This window comes from Acinetobacter genomosp. 15BJ, assembly GCF_000400715.1.
Taxonomy (GTDB): domain Bacteria; phylum Pseudomonadota; class Gammaproteobacteria; order Pseudomonadales; family Moraxellaceae; genus Acinetobacter.
This window is the reverse complement of the sequence record NZ_KE007351.1, coordinates 28,902-46,253: the sequence shown is the minus strand read 5'-3', so window position 1 is coordinate 46,253 and position 17,352 is coordinate 28,902. Positions and strand designations below refer to the sequence as shown.

Annotated in this window: 20 protein-coding genes; 15 read left to right on the top strand and 5 right to left on the bottom strand. The window is 41.9% G+C overall.

The window, feature by feature from the left end; all coding sequences use genetic code 11:
• Positions 1–70 precede the first annotated feature (70 nt).
• From F896_RS01980 to F896_RS02015, 8 genes are all read left to right on the top strand, one after another.
• Positions 71–433 carry a winged helix-turn-helix transcriptional regulator gene (locus F896_RS01980; RefSeq protein WP_016164984.1) on the top strand — a complete coding sequence of 121 codons (363 nt, stop codon included), beginning with the start codon at positions 71–73 and terminating at the stop codon, positions 431–433.
• 159 nt (positions 434–592) lie between these two features.
• A complete protein-coding gene (locus F896_RS01985; RefSeq protein WP_004802536.1) occupies positions 593–1,042 on the top strand; it encodes a hypothetical protein in 450 nt (149 codons plus the stop codon).
• A gap of 33 nt (positions 1,043–1,075) precedes the next feature.
• Positions 1,076–3,715 carry a type I DNA topoisomerase gene (gene topA / locus F896_RS01990; protein ID WP_016164983.1) on the top strand — a complete coding sequence of 880 codons (2,640 nt, stop codon included), beginning with the start codon at positions 1,076–1,078 and terminating at the stop codon, positions 3,713–3,715.
• Positions 3,716–3,804: 89 nt separating this feature from the next.
• Positions 3,805–4,563 (top strand): hypothetical protein, encoded by a 759-nt coding sequence (locus tag F896_RS01995; RefSeq protein WP_016164982.1) that lies wholly within the window; start codon positions 3,805–3,807, stop codon positions 4,561–4,563.
• A 178-nt stretch (positions 4,564–4,741) separates the two neighbouring features.
• On the top strand, positions 4,742–5,314 hold the full coding sequence (locus F896_RS02000) for an HdeD family acid-resistance protein (protein WP_005200279.1): 573 nt from the start codon (positions 4,742–4,744) through the stop codon (positions 5,312–5,314).
• A 117-nt stretch (positions 5,315–5,431) separates the two neighbouring features.
• Positions 5,432–7,411 carry an ATP-dependent helicase gene (locus tag F896_RS02005; RefSeq protein WP_016164981.1) on the top strand — a complete coding sequence of 660 codons (1,980 nt, stop codon included), beginning with the start codon at positions 5,432–5,434 and terminating at the stop codon, positions 7,409–7,411.
• Positions 7,412–7,475: 64 nt separating this feature from the next.
• Positions 7,476–7,721, top strand: coding sequence for an RNA recognition motif domain-containing protein (locus F896_RS02010; protein ID WP_004802550.1), 246 nt, complete (start codon positions 7,476–7,478; stop codon positions 7,719–7,721).
• Between the two features lie 6 nt (positions 7,722–7,727).
• Complete coding sequence (locus tag F896_RS02015; RefSeq protein ID WP_016164980.1) at positions 7,728–8,090, top strand: ASCH domain-containing protein; 363 nt, start codon at positions 7,728–7,730, stop codon at positions 8,088–8,090.
• A gap of 12 nt (positions 8,091–8,102) precedes the next feature.
• Here F896_RS02015 and F896_RS02020 read toward each other — a convergent pair whose 3' ends face one another.
• A complete protein-coding gene (locus tag F896_RS02020; RefSeq protein WP_016164979.1) occupies positions 8,103–8,447 on the bottom strand; it encodes an EF-hand domain-containing protein in 345 nt (114 codons plus the stop codon).
• Positions 8,448–8,618: 171 nt separating this feature from the next.
• Here F896_RS02020 and F896_RS02025 point away from each other — a divergent pair, with 171 nt between their 5' ends.
• Both F896_RS02025 and F896_RS02030 read left to right on the top strand, forming a co-directional pair.
• Positions 8,619–9,122: a DUF6586 family protein gene (locus F896_RS02025; RefSeq protein ID WP_005192240.1), complete on the top strand. Its 504-nt coding sequence runs from the start codon at positions 8,619–8,621 to the stop codon at positions 9,120–9,122.
• Positions 9,123–9,226: 104 nt separating this feature from the next.
• Positions 9,227–9,505, top strand: coding sequence for a hypothetical protein (locus tag F896_RS02030; protein WP_005200271.1), 279 nt, complete (start codon positions 9,227–9,229; stop codon positions 9,503–9,505).
• A gap of 54 nt (positions 9,506–9,559) precedes the next feature.
• Here the strand turns inward: F896_RS02030 and F896_RS02035 are convergent, their stop codons facing one another.
• From F896_RS02035 to F896_RS02050, 4 genes are all read right to left on the bottom strand, one after another.
• Positions 9,560–11,275, bottom strand: a complete 1,716-nt coding sequence (locus F896_RS02035) for a cation:proton antiporter (protein WP_016164978.1) — start codon at positions 11,273–11,275, stop codon at positions 9,560–9,562.
• A gap of 224 nt (positions 11,276–11,499) precedes the next feature.
• Positions 11,500–11,655 (bottom strand): 50S ribosomal protein L33, encoded by a 156-nt coding sequence (gene rpmG, locus F896_RS02040; RefSeq protein ID WP_003654787.1) that lies wholly within the window; start codon positions 11,653–11,655, stop codon positions 11,500–11,502.
• 12 nt (positions 11,656–11,667) lie between these two features.
• Positions 11,668–11,904, bottom strand: a complete 237-nt coding sequence (gene rpmB / locus F896_RS02045; RefSeq protein WP_004649871.1) for a 50S ribosomal protein L28 — start codon at positions 11,902–11,904, stop codon at positions 11,668–11,670.
• A 168-nt stretch (positions 11,905–12,072) separates the two neighbouring features.
• Positions 12,073–13,527 (bottom strand): coniferyl aldehyde dehydrogenase, encoded by a 1,455-nt coding sequence (locus F896_RS02050; protein ID WP_016164977.1) that lies wholly within the window; start codon positions 13,525–13,527, stop codon positions 12,073–12,075.
• 121 nt (positions 13,528–13,648) lie between these two features.
• On the opposite strand from F896_RS02050, the gene F896_RS02055 reads away from it, so the two are divergent.
• From F896_RS02055 to F896_RS02075, 5 genes are all read left to right on the top strand, one after another.
• Positions 13,649–14,347, top strand: coding sequence for a TetR/AcrR family transcriptional regulator (locus F896_RS02055; RefSeq protein ID WP_004655980.1), 699 nt, complete (start codon positions 13,649–13,651; stop codon positions 14,345–14,347).
• Positions 14,348–14,435: 88 nt separating this feature from the next.
• Positions 14,436–15,299, top strand: a complete 864-nt coding sequence (gene purU / locus F896_RS02060; protein WP_004802565.1) for a formyltetrahydrofolate deformylase — start codon at positions 14,436–14,438, stop codon at positions 15,297–15,299.
• Positions 15,300–15,508: 209 nt separating this feature from the next.
• The gene (locus F896_RS02065; protein WP_005210352.1) at positions 15,509–16,258 is read left to right on the top strand and encodes an energy transducer TonB; all 750 of its coding nucleotides are present in this window, start codon (positions 15,509–15,511) and stop codon (positions 16,256–16,258) included.
• Positions 16,259–16,300: 42 nt separating this feature from the next.
• On the top strand, positions 16,301–16,921 hold the full coding sequence (locus tag F896_RS02070; RefSeq protein ID WP_016164976.1) for a MotA/TolQ/ExbB proton channel family protein: 621 nt from the start codon (positions 16,301–16,303) through the stop codon (positions 16,919–16,921).
• Position 16,922: 1 nt separating this feature from the next.
• Positions 16,923–17,327: an ExbD/TolR family protein gene (locus tag F896_RS02075; RefSeq protein WP_004802569.1), complete on the top strand. Its 405-nt coding sequence runs from the start codon at positions 16,923–16,925 to the stop codon at positions 17,325–17,327.
• Positions 17,328–17,352: the final 25 nt, after the last annotated feature.

The window sequence follows — 17,352 nt, the reverse complement described above, 5'->3', positions numbered from 1 at the left end:
GCATAACTTAAGCTTAATTTTGGTGACTACAGACAAATAACGCTCATAGTGTCAAAAAGGATACTGTAAAATGGCAAAAATGCGGCATTCGAGTTTTGATTGTTCCCCTGGCTGTTCCGTTGAAGCCGCGATCAGCTTGATTGATGGCAAGTGGAAATGTGTCATTCTCTGGCATTTATTTAATGAAGGCACTTTGCGTTTTAATGAAATTCGTAAGCGCGTACCGAGTATTACCCAGAGAATGCTGACCAATCAGCTACGTGAACTCGAACAAGATGGCATTCTGCATCGAGAGGTCTATCCTCAGGTTCCTCCAAAAGTTGAATATTGTTTAACTGATTTAGGTCGTAGTCTGGAACAGATTATTGTTGCATTAAAGCATTGGGGCGATATACATCTTGATCAATTCGGAAAATTAACCCTAGTCGAATAAAGTAAGCGCGTTAAAAGCATTTGGCACTTTAGGCTTTTGAGAGTCTGAAAAGGGGTGCTTTAAAGGGTCAGTTGAATACAAGATTATTTTTTTACGTTGAAACTTGCCTTTTGGATTCAACTTATGTAACGCTAATAAAAGAAAGTTTTGGGCTACTTTATGAGTAATATTGGAATTTGGATCACAGTTGCGATTGTACTGTTTGTACTTGGCTCGATTTTTGGCTTGCGTGTCAGTCCACGAGAAAAGGCATTGGGTATGATGCGTGATCAGGCGCGCAAAATGGGATTGCATCCGCGTTTAATCGTTGCGCCAGAATGGACCAAGATTCCAATGGCATCGGAAAAACGTGCCAGTATGGTGGCTTATTATAGTGTGCTGATTCCAGATGCCCGCTTGGCGTTAATGCGCGCGCGGGTGGTGGATGGCAAGCTTCAGGTTGTGCAAGGGGATCAGAAATTTAATGATTTAACCATTGCATTAAAAGGAGTTTATGCTATTGATATGCAGGCAAACTGTGTCGGACTGTATTGGGATGAAGAAACTGACCTAAGAGCCACACAGCTTGAACAGATAAAAGCTTATTTACATGATTTAGCACAGCGCTAACTCTCTGATTGATCATAGGAAAAACGATTTATTATGGCGAATACTCCACGCTCTGCTTCAGAAAGCACAGCAGCTTCCGCATCTGCTGCAAAGAAACGTGCCTTAGTGATTGTGGAGTCGCCTGCAAAAGCGAAAACAATTAATAAATATTTGGGTTCACAATATGTGGTGAAGTCATCTGTCGGTCATGTGCGTGATTTACCGACAGGAGGCGGGGCGAAATCCACTGAAAAGAAGCCCGCAACCCGTGCCAAATTAACGGATCAACAGAAAGCCGAAAAAGCACAGTCTGCATTGATCAATCGTATGGGTGTCGATCCAGAGCATGATTGGATTGCACACTATGAAGTGCTCCCAGGCAAAGAACATGTGGTTGCCGAACTGAAAAAACTCGCCAAAGATGCAGATGCAATCTATCTCGCAACGGACTTGGATAGAGAAGGGGAAGCGATTGCTTGGCATTTAAGAGAAGTCATTGGTGGGGATGATAGTCGCTACCATCGTGTGGTCTTTAACGAAATTACCAAGAATGCCATTCAAGAAGCATTTAAACAGCCAACACGACTTGATTTAAACCGTGTTAATGCTCAACAGGCGCGTCGTTTCCTTGACCGTGTGGTGGGCTTTATGGTGTCGCCATTACTATGGGAAAAAATTGCCCGTGGTTTATCGGCAGGACGCGTGCAGTCAGTTGCAGTGAAACTGGTAGTTGAGCGTGAACGTGAAATCCGTGCCTTTATCCCTGAAGAATACTGGCAAGTGTTTGCAGATACCATTTCCAAGAAAGAAGACATTCGCTTAGAAGCGGTTAAGCAAGCAGGTAAAACACTCAAGCTTAAAAATAAAGCCGAAACAGATGCCTTACTCAGCGTATTAAAAGATGCTGAATATAAAGTGGCGTTGCGTGAAGATAAACCAACCAAAGTTAATCCGAGCGCTCCGTATATCACTTCAACCTTACAACAAGCGGCGAGTACGCGTTTAGGTTTCTCTGTGAAGAAAACCATGATGCTGGCGCAGCGTTTGTATGAAGGTGGTTTCATTACCTATATGCGTACAGACTCAACCTTTTTGAGTGATGACGCTGTGAATATGGTGCGTAACCATATTCAACAAAACTTTGGTGAAAAATACGTCCCTGCCAAGCCAAATCGCTATGGCAATAAAGCGGGTGCACAAGAAGCCCATGAAGCCATTCGTCCTTCAGATGTTGGTTTGACTGGCGATAAACTTGCGGGCGTAGAGCGTGATGCACAGCGTTTATATGATTTGATTTGGCGTCAATTTGTTGCCTGTCAAATGACACCAGCAGAATATTTATCTTCGACGTTGACCGTTGAGGCATCAAATGTTGAGCTAAAGGCGAAAGGCCGTACTCTGGTATTTGATGGTTTTACCCGTGTTCGTGGTGCCAATAAATCTGATGATGATATTTTATTGCCTGCGGTGAAAGTTGGTGAAGTACTTAAGTTAGAAAAACTTGATCCGAGTCAACATTTTACCAAGCCACCTGCACGCTTTACTGAAGCATCTTTGGTGAAAGAATTAGAGAAGAAAGGGATTGGTCGTCCATCGACTTATGCTGCGATTATTTCAACCATTCAAGAACGTGGTTATGTAAAACTGGAAAACCGTCGTCTCTTTGCAGAGAAGATGGGCGAGATCGTTACAGACCGCTTGGATGAAAGTTTTAATAACCTGATGAATTATGCTTTTACCGCTGATTTAGAAGGTCAATTAGACCGTGTTGCAATGGGTGAACGTAACTGGAAAGAGTTACTGGATACCTTCTACGGTGATTTCAAGAAACGTTTAACCAATGCGCAGGGTGAAAGCGGCATGCGCCGTAATCAGCCAGTCGAAGTTGCCGATGTATCTTGTCCTGAATGTTCGCGTCCAATGCAAGTTCGTACCGGAACAACGGGTGTATTCTTAGGATGTTCAGGTTATAACCTGCCACCGAAAGAGCGTTGTAAAGGCACACTCAACTTAACGCCAGTCGAGTCTTTGGCGGCATTGTCGGATGATGATGGTGCTGAAACTGCTGATTTGATGTCGAAACACCGTTGTCCTAAATGCGGTACAGCAATGGACAGTTATGTGGTCGATGGTGGCCGTAAATTACATGTCTGTGGTAATAACCCAGATTGTGATGGTTACGAAGTCGAAGAAGGCGAGTTCAAGATCAAGGGCTATGACGGTCCAACCATTCCATGTGATAAATGTGATGGTGAAATGCAGTTAAAGACAGGTCGTTTTGGTCCTTACTTTGCCTGCTCAAGCTGTGACAATACCCGTAAAGTATTAAAGAGCGGTCAACCAGCGCCACCGCGTGTTGATCCAATTAAAATGGAACACTTACGTTCAGCCAAGCATGATGATTTCTTCGTGTTACGCGATGGTGCGGCAGGTCTGTTCTTAGCAGCCAGCAAATTCCCGAAAATCCGTGAAACGCGTGCACCGAAAGTGGCTGAATTACGCAGTGTTGCTGAGCAGCTTGATCCGAAATACCAGTTCTTGTTAGAAGCGCCAGATGTTGATCCTGAAGGCAATCCAACGGTAGTGAAATTCAGCCGTAAGAACCAAGCACAATATGTGGGTTCTGAGACCGCTGAAGGCAAGCAAACCAAGTGGAGTCTGGTGTTCCAAGATGGAAAATGGGTTGAAGCTTAAACATTAAAGTTTAAAAAAATGCTAGCGATTGCTGGCATTTTTTATAGAACAAATAAAAAGAAAAATTAATTTTTATTGGGGTGAAGTGTATGTGGAAAAATATCCGAGTCGCTTGTTTACTACTGGTGTTGTTGATTGTTGCAGTGAATGCTTATCGGGATCAAAATCAGGATTGGAATCAGCCAATTAATATCTTACTTCATCCGATTAACGCGGATGGTTTGACTGCAACACAGCAGTATATTCAACAATTGCAGCAAGATGATTTTGCTGAGGTCAAACAATATTTAGAAAAAAACAGCCAGCAATATCGAGGGCAAAGCAGCTACTTTATGATTCAAATCGGACGTGAGTTACAACAAACCCCACCGAAGATGTCTGAGCAAGCGAATATTCTGGATAATATTCTATGGAGTTTAAAGTTCCGATTCTATGCATGGAAACAGCATCAATCGATCGATGGTTCACCGAGTTTAACTTTATATTTGAATTTCTATGACCCAAAGCAAACACGTGAGTTGAAACACTCAACTGCGTTGGAACGAGGGCGAATTGGTTCAGTCAATTTATTTGCCTCGGCTAAACAGACGCAGCAAAACAATGTGGTATTGGTACATGAGTTATTACATGGTTTTGGCGCGACCGATAAATATAACTTAGCCAATGGTGAACCTATTTTTCCGATTGGCTATGCACAGGCAGATAAACAGCCACTCTATCCACAAACCGAAGCTGAAATTATGGGTGGACGGATTCCATTGTCTGAACACAAAAGTAAAATGCCAAACGATTTAGAACAAACCGTGATCAGTGTGCTGACCGCACAAGAAATAGGCTGGATCAAATAAATTGTGGATAAGTTCAGACTTATCCATATCTTTAAAAAATAATGACACAACTTAAAAAGATCAAAGAAAACATCCATTTTCTGACATTCCGTCATTAATTCTCAACATGCCTTATACAGAACTCAGTGAAAAACGCGATCAATATAGAGATATAACATTGATGATAAAAGAGTAAATAATGATGAAAACAGTGGGTAACGATCTAATTCGCAATCAACTGCATGCTGATCGTAAATGGTATCTGTTATTGGGCGTGTTATTGGTTATTTTTGGCCTTGTTCTTTTAGCGGCTTTACCATTTGCAACATTATCTGCCGTGTTGTTGTTCGGTGTGTTGATGATGTTGGGTGGTATCTTGCATTTTGTTGCCGCATTTATGGTGTTTAAAGGTGGCACACGTTGGCTGTGGGCCTTGTTTGGTGTGCTCTATTTGGCAGCGGGTTATTTTGCTTTTACCACACCCGTGATTACTGCGGTGGTACTCACCAGTTTCTTGGCAGTTGCCTTAATTATTGCAGGGATTATCCGTACAGTGAACGCCTTTATCCTTAGACCAATTTCAGGTTGGGGGTGGGTGCTGTTTTCAGGCATATTAACCCTATTAACTGGGATTCTGATCCTGTCATCACCTGATTCACCTTTTTGGGTACTAGGGATGTTCCTTGCGATTGATATTCTATTCCAAGGGATTAATTATCTGACTTTTGCTGGTGCAATTAAGCAGTTACCACATAGTTCAACTACAGTCTAACAGGTCAGGCTGAGAGCGAGAGCATGTCTTTACATGCTCTTTTTGTTTTTGTAGTCGGAAACATTTCAATGGCTTGAGTCTGCTAAAATAGCATTTCGTTTTTAATTGACCGATTGTATGACGCTTGCCAAGCTAATTGATGAACTGAATCCACAACAAAAACAAGCAGCCACAACGACAGCACAAAATTGTCTGGTCTTGGCTGGAGCAGGTTGTGGTAAAACCAAAACCATCGTGGCAAGAGCAGCATACTTAATTGATCAAGGTTTAGCTGCACAACAAATTCAGATTCTGACCTTTACCCGACGTTCAGCAAGTGAAATTGTCACGCGGGTGGAACAGCATATGGGCGCACAGTCCAAGGGCTTACGCGCCTCAACCTTTCATACTTTTTGTATGTATCTATTGCGCCGTAATCCACGGGCTTTTGGGTTGACTCAGTTCAGTATTATTGATCGAGATGATCAATTGCTGATGTTCCGCTTACTGCGTGGTAAAGATAAGGGCAATGTGTTGCCGAAGGCTGCGGAGTTGTGCGATCTGTATTCTTATGCGCGAAATACCAAAACCAAATTGTCAGATGCATTAGTTGAGCAGTTACCCCAAGCGGTTGAGTATAAAACTCAAATTGCTGAATTGATGAAAGCCTATGAGCAGCGCAAGCAGGAACGTAATTTTCTGGATTATGATGACATCCTATCTATTGTTGCCGTGCATTTGCAAAGTTCACCAGAGCTAGTGAAGTGGGTCACTGGTTTTTGTTCTGCCTTATTGGTTGATGAAATGCAGGATACCAATCCACTGCAATGGGCGTTGTTACAACCATTGGTAGGCAAGGTCAAACTGTTTTGTGTTGGTGATGAGGCACAATCCATTTATGGCTTTCGTGGCGCAGATTTTGAAAATATTCATCATTTTAAAGAACGTGTACCCGATGCCGAAGTGTTGACTTTGGAAATGAATTATCGTTCGACCCAAGGTATTTTAGATTTATCCAATTGGCTGCTGGAGCAGAGCCAAATTGAATATGATAAGCATCTGCAGGCTTATCGAGGCAAAGGTCTAAAGCCGCAACTGCATATCTTGAGCAATGAGTTTGAAGAAGCTAATTGGATTATTCAGGATTTGAATCGCCGTCATATGCAAGGTGCAGCTTGGGCAGAACATATGGTGCTGCTGCGCTCAGGTTTTAGTGGACGTTATTTAGAAGGTGCATTGATTGCAGCTAATATCCCTTATCGTTTTGTTGGTGGGGTAAAACTGCTTGAGTCTGCACATGTGAAAGATGTATTGAGCTTACTTCGGGTCAGCGTTAACCCACAGGATGATTTGGCTTGGATGCGTTTCTTGACGCTTTGGGATGGCGTGGGTGATGTGGGTGCCAGTAAGTTGGCGCAAGAGCTGATTCAACTACCTGATATCGAAGCCCGTTGCCAACGTTTAGAGCGGCATGGCAAAGTACCGCAACAGGCGATTTTAATTTTGATGCAACTGGATGTATTGCAGCAGCATGTTGAAGCGTGTATTGGCCTCGCACTGGATGCGCTAAATGAACAGCTGGAAAATAATTATAAAACTAAAGATTGGTCACGCCGTGTTAAAGACTTTGATTTGGTCAAGCAATTGGCACGTAAACACAGTGCTCTTGGGGAGTTCTTAGAGGAATATGTACTTGATCCAATTTCTATCTCAGAAATTGATAAAATGCCTGATCAAGATTTAGTGACGCTGATTACCATCCATTCAGCTAAGGGTGCTGAACAAAAAGTCTGTTATGTCCCACATGTTTCTCCAAATCAATATCCTCATGCACGTGCACAAGGCGATTTTGATGATGTGGAGGAGGAGCGTCGTGTGCTGTATGTGGCCTTAACCCGTGCAGAAGATGAATTGATTTTGACCAAACAGAATTTAAATTTATGGTCACAAGATCAATATGATGAGCTAGGAAGAAAAATAGAAAGTTACTTCCTCAATGATTTACCTCAACATTTAGTCGATGTTCAGATTCATCGAGATATTCCACGTGGCTATGCCCAAAGCAATCGTACTCGCACTGCTGCAATCAATTTAGGTTTTGGGATTGATTTCGATTAAACTAGGCAGATTCAATTTCTTTTGATTCATTGATTCTACAATGAATCATCTTTTAGGTTTTAGCATGAAAATTTTAGTTCGTAATTTAGACCGTAATGTGACTGATGCGGAAATTCTCGACTTATTCAAAGCATATGGAAAAGTTGAGTCTTGTGTCGTGGTCAAAGACGAAGCAACAGGTAAATCGAAAGGTTTTGGTTTTGTTGAAATGCCAAACCCACGTGAAGCGATTAAAGCAATTAAAGGTTTAAACACCTTGAAAGTAAAAAGCCAAGGCATTCGTGTCAAAGCTGCGGATGATAAAGCTTAATTAGCAATGTTAAAGCAATATACGGCTTTATCAATTGTTGCACCAAATGCTGAGCGAATAGCGAAGAAAATTAAAACTCTTGAAGTTCGCTCATGGCAACCTGAAATGTTGCCACTGAAAGATTTGATGATTGTAGAGAATCAAAACTTTCTTTTGAATGATGGGGATGAAGACGCTGGTTTTGCAGTTGCACTGGTAGATATTGAATCAGTGCATCCATGGCAATTTGATGAAGTTGACGCGGCTTGTGCGACGTATTGGACTGAAGGATATTTGGCTTGGGTTATTGGCAATATTCGCCCGATTGATCCACCGATTCAAGTCATTGCCAAACGAAAACTCTATCTGCTTGGGCTGGACATTGAATAACTTATCCTACCGTTATTTGCCCCAAGTTGAACCCCAGCCCTGACAAGGGTTCGAAAAATATTGATAGATATTAATCATTTCTTGCTGGTCGATCAGACCATTGTGATTAAGGTCTAAGGCTTTAAAGATTTTTATTCTTTTGGAATCGATTGTAAGGACCTGTTTCTGCCAAGCCACGGGTTGGCCATGTAATTGGATTAATTTTTTCCATTCATTTTGATCGATCATTTGATCATGGTTGAGATCGTAATCTGCATAGAGCTTTTCCCAGTCTAATCCTGCTGGCTCACAGCTATAGCTGGTTGGGATGACCACGCAGCATATTAAGCTCAGTATGGCTTGTTGAATATGACGCATGGGTAGGCTCAAAAGATATTGATTTTATCATTAAAGCATTTAATCTTAAGTAGGGTCTATTGATATTTCAACTGTACCCCTGAGCAAGAGTAAAGCACTCAGCGTTATCGCTCGTAAGGTGTAATCTCAATAGCCTCTAAACCAAGCGAAAGGATTTTGAAGGAAAATATTATGTCCCGTGTTGCTCGTTATCATGCTGATCGCACCAATCAAAAACTGTATTTTGCTCGTCTCGCATGTCAACAAGCGGAGCAAACTGAGCATATTCAGCAGGCACAGGCTTATCGCGAAGCTGCGGTTTTCCATTTGCATGGTGCACTTTTAGCTTTCTTGCAGGAACTGGTGCGTTATTACCGTCTCAATGATTTACAGCCGACCTTTAAATCAATTGAAGAGCATATGGCAGATAAAGGGCAGGTTTCACCTGAGGTTTTAGTGTTGCAGCAATTGGCTAAAGATGGTTTTGTGGCAGAATTAAAGCGTGCATACCGTATGTGTCAATATGCACCTGAGCCAACAGCACCTGAACCTGAAAATGAGACTTCCTCAAACCTGATTATCAAAGTAACTCAAAGCCCACAGGCTTGGTTGCCCGATGCCAAAATTCTGCGTGAGTGGCACCGTGAATTGAGTCATTTAATTGATGGTTTCCGTAATGAAATGGTTGAGTTCTAAGTCGGAATGTTTAAGGCGACTTGAAATCTATGCCAACAGTACTTATATAAATAAGACGTGAGCGCAAAATACTTTGCCACCATGTTGAAGCATGGAGAAAATTTATGTCAATGCAACAGTTAAAAGAATTATTTGGTAATCAAGAAGCAGTTCTTGAGTTGGTCCAACTCGAAGGTGGTGAGCTGGCTTTGCGCAATGCGGGTTCTGAAAATGAGCCTTTAGTTAAGATACAGTTTAGTGATGAGGTCAAAGCCATACTTGGCGATCAAACAGCAACTGTCGCACAGCACATGATTCAAGCGGCTTTGTTTGGTCTATTAGAAAAGCAGATGAATGAGTGGCAGGCCGAGGTCGTCGATGAGCAACCTCCACACTTGAGTTAATCTCACAAAATAAAAAAGCGTACTTTAAGTACGCTTTTTTATTGTTGAACATATTTAGTGGGCTTCGGATTGATGCGCCAGTTCGATTTGACTGAGAATATGATGGCTCATATTTTTTGCCATTTCTTCTTTGGCGTAGAACACTTCACCAATATTTTCTTCGCGTATCACCACCGCTTCTTCTTTACTCTCTGCACAAATAAGAACCTGAATTTCAGGATTCAGTTGTTTGGAGATGTCCACGATACGATGAATATCTAGAATATCCATCGGTGAAATGACTAGCAAACGGGCATGTTGAATATGTGCCTGAATCAATACATTGGGTTCAGTTGCTTCACCACTGACCGCAGCAATGCCTTGGCTACGTAATTTTTCAACAATTTCACGATTTTCTTCTGCAATCACGACTTTGATATTCTGTTGCATCAGATTTTCGCTGATACGACGACCAACACCGCCATAGCCAATAATCACCACCTGATCACGTAAGTAAGCTTGATCAACCTCATCTGGCAACATGGCCAGTGGGTCACCACTACGTTCTAATAAACGTGCTAAATGCGAGCGTTCACGAATCCAGCGCTGTACAGGTTCGATTGCAGAGAACACAAATGAGTTCAGAGTAATCGAGAACAATGCGCCAGCAAGAATCAGGTTTTGTGCATCATGCGTCAATAAACCTAAGGATAAACCGAGTGTTGCCAAGATAAAGGAGAACTCACCGATTTGCGCCAAACTTGCGCCTACGGTTAAGGCGGTATTGATTGGGTAGCGGAAGAATAATACCAAAGCCATAGCTGCTAGGGTCTTGCCCACCATGATAATGGCAACAACAGCTAAAATACGTAACGGCTCTTCTACTAAAATGCTCGGATCAAATAGCATACCGACTGAAACAAAGAATAAAATCGCGAAAATTTCACGCAATGGCAGTGTTTCTTCTTCTGCGCGGTGGCTAAAGTCAGACTCTTTTACAACCATGCCCGCAAAGAATGCACCAAGCGCCATTGATACGCCAAACACTGCATAAGAGCCGTATGCAATCGAAACTGCAGCTGCAACAACAGTGAGTGTAAATAGCTCACGAGAACCTAAACGTGCCACGAATTGCATGATCATTGGTACAAGTCGTTTACCAATAATCAGCATGAAGGCGATAAAGCCTGTGACTTTAAGTAGGGTAATGCCAATCGTGATCCAGATGCTTTGAGATGTATCTGTCCCAGGTAGTGCTTGTCCACCGAGTAATACCGCTGTGGCGGGTAGGAGGACCAAGGCTAAAACCATCACCAGGTCTTCAACCAAGAGCCAGCCGACAGCAATTTTTCCATTCACTGAGTCAAGTAAGCCACGATCACCCAATGCCTTGAGTAATACCACGGTACTCGCACAGGATAAGCTTAAGCCGAAGATCAGTGCAGAGCCAAAGCTCCAGCCCCAAAACATAGAAACTGCGATCCCAAGTAAGGTTGCAACCGCAATCTGCAAAATTGCGCCAGGCACAGCTATACGACGTACTTGCAGTAAATCTTTAAGGGAGAAATGCATTCCCACGCCGAACATCAGGAACATAACCCCCAGTTCAGCCAACTGATTGGCGAGCTGCATATCACCGACTACGCCAGGCGTATTTGGACTAATAATAATGCCTGCAACTAAATAACCAATTAAAGGAGGGAGGCGTAGACGTGCTGCGATATAGCCAAAAATAAGGGCCATACCAAAACCAACAGCAAGTAATATAATTAAATCAACATTATGTGGCATTGCGTTTCCTTAATCGTTGCGGTTAAGGTAGAAATAAATGAGCATAAAACATGCCAAGAAAACAGCGAATAAAGTGTAACAAGTAAAATCGAATTTGTTGATGACAATTTTTTTATTTATCAAAAAAAGTCATGTAAACCATAGTTTCATTTGTTTTTTATTATGACCATTTTTTAGGCAAAAAAAACGACTTCAAGTGAAGTCGTTTTTTTAAAGAGCTAAAATTATTTAATTTTAGCTTCTTTGAAGATTACGTGTTGACGGATTTTTGGATCAAATTTTTTGATTTCCATTTTTTCCGGCATAGTACGTTTGTTCTTAGTAGTGGTATAGAAATAACCAGTACCAGCTGTAGAAACGAGGCGAATCTTATCACGCATTGTTCAGACTCCTTAGATCTTTTGACCTTGAGCACGGAGATCAGCAACAACTTTCTCAATACCCAATTTATCAATAATACGCATACCTTTAGTAGTTAGACGAAGACGTACGAAACGCTTTTCGCTTTCTAACCAAAAACGGTGGTGGTGCAGGTTCGGCTCGAACCGGCGTTTGGTTTTGTTGTTTGCGTGCGATACGTTGTTACCAACGATAGGACGCTTGCCGGTAACTTGGCAAACCTTAGACATGGTGAACTCCATTGCTAGTTTATATAGCACTGTTTCGTGCAACTAGCCATTCAAGTAAACGGATGAAATCATTCAAGGGGCGTTTTATACCAAAAATACGATTAAAAGACAAGCGAATTTGGTAAAAACAAGGCATGAACTGGTGTGATAGCTCATGCCTTAACCAGCTTAGCGAAATAGTGTTTTTAAAAGCAGTTTGTGCGTTGCTTTATTATAAGGCGGTAGGATGAATTTTAAACTGTAAAGTTTAGGACTTACTGGGTTGGACATCATTGAACGTTCATGTGAGAAGCTAAAGAAACCTTCTTTACCATGATATTTGCCCATACCCGATGCACCAATACCTCCAAATGGCAGGTCATCTTGTGCAACGTGTGTTAGCACTTGATTGATACCAAAGTGACCTGAATGGGTACGTCCCGCCACATAGTCAGCACGTGCAGTATCGATATCGAAGTAATAGAAAGCTAGTGGACGTGGGCGACTATTAATGAACTGAAGTGCATCATCTATATGGTCGTATTCTAAAATAGGCAGAATTGGACCAAAGATCTCATTCTTCATAATTTCCATTTCAGTGGTCACGCCCGTTAATAAGGTCGGCGCAATTTTACGAACTTCAGTTAAAGACTCATTCTTGGCATTTAGTTCAACAATCGTTGCACCTTGGTCACGAGCATCCTCTAAATAACCTTGCAGGCGATTATATTGCTTGTCATTCACAATTGAGGTGTAGTCTTTATTGTCACGCAAGCTTGGGTACATCGTGGTCACAAAGTCATTGTAGTGCTTGGTGAACTCTGCTGTTTTGCCTTTAGGTAGGAACATATAGTCTGGCGCAACACAGGTTTGACCCGCATTCCATAGCTTACCAACAGCAATACGTTGTGCCACATCACGAATATTCATGGCTGAATGGACCAACGCAGGCGATTTTCCGCCAAGCTCTAAAATCACTGGAACAAGATTCTCTGCTGCCGCTGCCATCACCGTTTTACCGACAGACGTTGAGCCTGTGAAAATCATTTTATCAAAAGCGAGATGACTGAATGCATCTGAAATAACGCCGCCGCCATTCACGACAGCAACCAACTCTTGTGGGAATGCTTCAGAAAGGGCATTTTCAAGCACATAACCAAAATTTGAAGAAGCACTCGAAATTTTGATCATGGTATGGTTACCTGCAGCCAAAGCACAGATCAATGGGCCGACTGAAAGTAATAAAGGGTAGTTCCATGGTGCAATCACCCCGATTACACCCAATGGTTGATATTCTACCCAGCCTTTTGCTGGTTGGTGTAACATGCTGATATGGCGTTTAGATGGTTTCATCCATTCAGTTAAGTTTTTGCTGTAGTATTTGATATGTTCTAAACAAGTCAGAACTTCGCCAATTTTGGTTTCCATAATGGCACGGTTGCCATAATCTTGACTAATTGCGTTAGCAAATTGATCTTGATACTTTATCAAGATGTTTTTAAGTCGAGCTAAGCGTTCAATACGTTCTTTGGCGCTTGGCACAGGATGGCGTTGGTAAGCTGCTTTTTGCTGCTCAAGCAAATCATGTAGCCGTTTCACATCAACATGAGGTGTCATAGCGGTTGTTTTTGTTTGACTGTTCATAGGAGTGGACCAAAAGAAAGCTTATTATTTTTTAATTTTTAGAGTAAATACTCTAAAGTGTCAAGTCGCTTTATAGGTTTGTTTTATAACCTATTGATTATGTTATAGATGGTTAAAATCAATGTCGCACGCTAAACCGAATAAAACAAAAGATCGAATTCTGCAAATCAGTTTGCAGTTGTTTAATGAGCGTGGAGAGCGTTCGGTCACAACCAACCACATCGCGGCTGAACTCGGGATTAGCCCAGGCAACTTGTATTATCATTTCCGTAACAAACAGGAAATTATTAAAGAACTGGCACAGCAATATCAGGCTGAAACCTTGGAAATGTTGGCCTTGCCAACGGATCGTCCGTTGAATGCCAATGATAAAATTAGTTATTTCCAAGTACTCAGTAATCAGTTGTGGGCCTATCGCTTCATTCATCGTGATGTCTATCATCTGGTCGAAAATAATGAAGACTTCAGAAAAATCTATCCGCGTTTTGCTGGACAGGTGATGCAACAGGGGCAAAAAATTTATCGTGCCTTCGTAGACGCAGGTCTGATGAAAATGACTGATTCAGAAATTGAAGCCTTGATTATCAACTTGTGGATTGTGCTGACCAACTGGACCAACTTCTTATATATGTCTGGTCATATCAGCGATAACAATCGTCTGGAAGAAAAGTGGGTTTGGCAAGCATTGCGACAAATGGTGTTCTTGGAAGGCCCATATTTGATGGGTGAAAGTCGCCAAACCTACGAACAGTTACTTAAATCACTTGGACCATCAGACTTGTTCGCGAGTTTGTCTAATCTTAAAAATGATGATGAATAGATCGTCAGCAGCTATTTAGTCAATAGCAAAAAAGGGTTAGAATGCTCGGCTTGATTTTAATTTGATTCGAATAAGTGATATTAACCAAATGAACACGACTACAGCCCACACAGCGCGATTACTGATTACTTGTGAAGACAAGCCGGGGATCGTGCAAGCCGTATCGAGCTTTTTGTATCATCAGGGAGCAAACATTACCGCACTTGATCAGTACGCAACAGAAGCTCAAGGCGGGCGTTATTTCATGCGTGTTGAGTTTGAGATTGATCATTTGCAATCTCGGAAAGAAGCGTTGATGCAGACCTTTGCTGCCAATGTTGCTGAACGTTATGAGATGCAATGGAAGCTTACTTTTGTTGGCGAGTTGAAAAAGGTCGGTATTTTAGTTTCTAAAGTGGACCATGCTTTATTGGAATTGTTATGGCGTCATGCACGTGGTTCATTGCCATGTGAAATTACCCAAGTCATCTCAAACCATCCAGATTTGCGTGAATCGGTTGAAAACTTTGGTATCCCATTCCATGTTGTACCAGTCAATAAAGACAATAAAGTTGAAGCTTATGCTCAAATTGATGAAATGATGCAGGGCAATGATCTATTGATCTTAGCGCGTTATATGCAGATTTTGAGTGAGGACTTTGTTGCCAAGTGGGAAATGAAGATCATCAATATTCATCATTCTTTCCTGCCTGCTTTCGTGGGTGCAAACCCATATAAGCAAGCCTATGAGAAAGGGGTGAAGCTGATTGGTGCAACCGCACACTATGTGACGGCTGATCTCGATCAAGGCCCAATCATCGAACAAGATGTTGAACGTGTTAGCCATGATTACAATGTGGAACAGTTACGCGAGTTAGGCGAAGACGTTGAACGTAACGTATTGGCACGTGCAGTCAAATGGCATTTAGAAGACCGTATTATTGTGGATGGAAACAAAACAGTGGTGTTCTGATCCATCAGTTTGTTTCAGTGTGTAAAGAGAACATGTCGAAAGGCATGTTTTTTTATATCTATTTTTCAATGGTTAGCGAATATACAATAAAAAAACAGTTGCAAATGAAAACACTTCTCATTTATTATTACGGCACTTTCATTGTTCTATCCGATGAGTGAAATCGTTTTTTTTAAGGTTTGCCCATCTATATTGGTACTTAGATTCTTATGAGTCAATCTCCTGCCACATTCAATACGCCACACCCGATGAAAAAGAAAATCATCACTGCATTAGCTGCCGTTGTGATTGGACATGTAGGAGTTTTGTGGGCGGTTAGCCACATGAAAACGATTGAGTTAAGACCAATCGAAAAAGAACCGCTTAAGGTGAAGTTCGTTAAAATTAAAGAACCACCTAAACCAGAACCACCTAAACCAAAAGAACAGCCGAAACCTGAACCTAAAAAAGAAGTGAAGGAAGTTAAGGTCGTTGAAAAACCTTTGCCTCCACCGAAAAAGATTGAAAAGGTTCAACAGGTCAAAGAGGCACCAAAACCTGTTCTTCAAAAAACTGAACAAAAGATTGAACCTAAAGTTGAGACTAAAGTCGTTACCACAGTCACTGAAAAAGTGGTTGAAAAACCACAACCCGTTCAGGAAGTAACGAAACCTCAACCTGCTGCTGATCCATCACCAAAACGTGTATCGATTGGGGGTTCAGGGGTTCAGTGGAGTCGTTCACCGAAATTATCTGTTACAGCAAAAGATTTAGATAACCAAACACGCTCAGTGATGGTACTGATTGAAGCTGATGAGAAAGGTAAAATTACCAACGCGCGTGTAACACGTAGTAGTGGTATACCGAATCTCGATGAAAAAGTTTTACGTGCTGTAAGAAGTGCGAAATTTAAACCGTATATGGAAAATGGTGTTGCTTACCCGATTCGAGCAGAGCAGCCGTTTGATCTTAGTCCTTAATAAATTTGAGTCCTTGCGACAGATTAAATCAGGAGTTCGTATATGAACTTTTCAGTTTATTGGCAACATGCAGATGCAGTAAGTAAAACACTGTATTTCATCCTTTTAGCAATGTCGATTGCGACGTGGACTATTTTCATTCTGCGCCTATTAGGAACACGCCAATTAAAACAACAAGCTTATACTCAACTTGTTCAAGCGTTGGCTACGCTTAAATCAAAGTTACAGCCATTATCGTTTGAACAACGTAAAGCCGTCGCTGAGCAAGCATTGCTTCGCCAAATCTCTGCTGAAAAATCTCAAGCAGAAAAAGGTGTATCCGTTCTTGGAACAATTGCTTCACTTGCACCGTTTGTGGGTTTATTCGGTACAGTATGGGGAATTTTCCACGCACTTGTTGCAGTGGGTAAAAGTGGTCAAGCTGGTTTAGCTCAAGTCGCAACTCCAGTGGGTGAGGCGCTGATCATGACGGGTCTTGGTCTTGCGGTCGCGATTCCAGCGGTGATGGCGTATAACATCTGTGTACGTTTCAATCGTGGCTTGGCACATGATTTACAAGATCAAGCACATAGCTTGTTAATCGATACCATGTTGCAACAAGACAGTACAGCAAAGACGGAAACTAAAGCGACTCAACAAAGTTTAGTTGGAGGTCAAGCTTAAAATGGGCTTTCAATTGGGTGAAGACCACGACAGTGGCATGAATGAGATGAACCTCATTCCTCTGATCGACATTATGTTGGTATTGATGATTATCTTTTTAGTCACAGCAACGGTTGCTAACCCATCAATTCCATTAAGTTTACCAAAAACCACTGCTGAAATTGTCGATCCGCCACCAAAAGCGATCACCATTAGTATTAATGACAAAGGTGAAGTGGCTTGGGATGCGCAGATTATTAGCTTAGAAGAGCTAGAGAAGCGTTTCCAAGAGGCGGGTCAGGCCGCGACCAAACCGACTGTGCAGTTGCGTGCAGATAAAGAATCAAAATACGATACGGTTGCGCAAGTGATGTCTCGTGCCAGCGAAGCAGGTTTAAGTGATATTGCGTTCGTCAGTGAAAACTAAGACAGCACGCGATACCAAGAAAAAA

Excerpts from the sequence above, each read along its gene's own strand:
- F896_RS02000 (WP_005200279.1), top strand. The coding sequence starts at position 4,742 with ATGATGAAAACAGTGGGTAACGATCTAATTCGCAATCAACTGCATGCT.
- topA (WP_016164983.1), top strand. The coding sequence starts at position 1,076 with ATGGCGAATACTCCACGCTCTGCTTCAGAAAGCACAGCAGCTTCCGCA.
- F896_RS02055 (WP_004655980.1), top strand. The coding sequence starts at position 13,649 with ATGTCGCACGCTAAACCGAATAAAACAAAAGATCGAATTCTGCAAATC.
- purU (WP_004802565.1), top strand. The coding sequence starts at position 14,436 with ATGAACACGACTACAGCCCACACAGCGCGATTACTGATTACTTGTGAA.
- F896_RS02075 (WP_004802569.1), top strand. The coding sequence starts at position 16,923 with ATGGGCTTTCAATTGGGTGAAGACCACGACAGTGGCATGAATGAGATG.
- F896_RS02065 (WP_005210352.1), top strand. The coding sequence starts at position 15,509 with ATGAGTCAATCTCCTGCCACATTCAATACGCCACACCCGATGAAAAAG.
- F896_RS02030 (WP_005200271.1), top strand. The coding sequence starts at position 9,227 with ATGTCAATGCAACAGTTAAAAGAATTATTTGGTAATCAAGAAGCAGTT.
- F896_RS02015 (WP_016164980.1), top strand. The coding sequence starts at position 7,728 with ATGTTAAAGCAATATACGGCTTTATCAATTGTTGCACCAAATGCTGAG.
- F896_RS02070 (WP_016164976.1), top strand. The coding sequence starts at position 16,301 with ATGAACTTTTCAGTTTATTGGCAACATGCAGATGCAGTAAGTAAAACA.
- rpmB (WP_004649871.1), bottom strand. The coding sequence starts at position 11,904 with ATGTCTAAGGTTTGCCAAGTTACCGGCAAGCGTCCTATCGTTGGTAAC.
- F896_RS02010 (WP_004802550.1), top strand. The coding sequence starts at position 7,476 with ATGAAAATTTTAGTTCGTAATTTAGACCGTAATGTGACTGATGCGGAA.
- F896_RS01985 (WP_004802536.1), top strand. The coding sequence starts at position 593 with ATGAGTAATATTGGAATTTGGATCACAGTTGCGATTGTACTGTTTGTA.
- F896_RS02035 (WP_016164978.1), bottom strand. The coding sequence starts at position 11,275 with ATGCCACATAATGTTGATTTAATTATATTACTTGCTGTTGGTTTTGGT.
- F896_RS01980 (WP_016164984.1), top strand. The coding sequence starts at position 71 with ATGGCAAAAATGCGGCATTCGAGTTTTGATTGTTCCCCTGGCTGTTCC.
- F896_RS02025 (WP_005192240.1), top strand. The coding sequence starts at position 8,619 with ATGTCCCGTGTTGCTCGTTATCATGCTGATCGCACCAATCAAAAACTG.
- F896_RS02050 (WP_016164977.1), bottom strand. The coding sequence starts at position 13,527 with ATGAACAGTCAAACAAAAACAACCGCTATGACACCTCATGTTGATGTG.
- rpmG (WP_003654787.1), bottom strand. The coding sequence starts at position 11,655 with ATGCGTGATAAGATTCGCCTCGTTTCTACAGCTGGTACTGGTTATTTC.
- F896_RS02005 (WP_016164981.1), top strand. The coding sequence starts at position 5,432 with ATGACGCTTGCCAAGCTAATTGATGAACTGAATCCACAACAAAAACAA.
- F896_RS01995 (WP_016164982.1), top strand. The coding sequence starts at position 3,805 with ATGTGGAAAAATATCCGAGTCGCTTGTTTACTACTGGTGTTGTTGATT.
- F896_RS02020 (WP_016164979.1), bottom strand. The coding sequence starts at position 8,447 with ATGCGTCATATTCAACAAGCCATACTGAGCTTAATATGCTGCGTGGTC.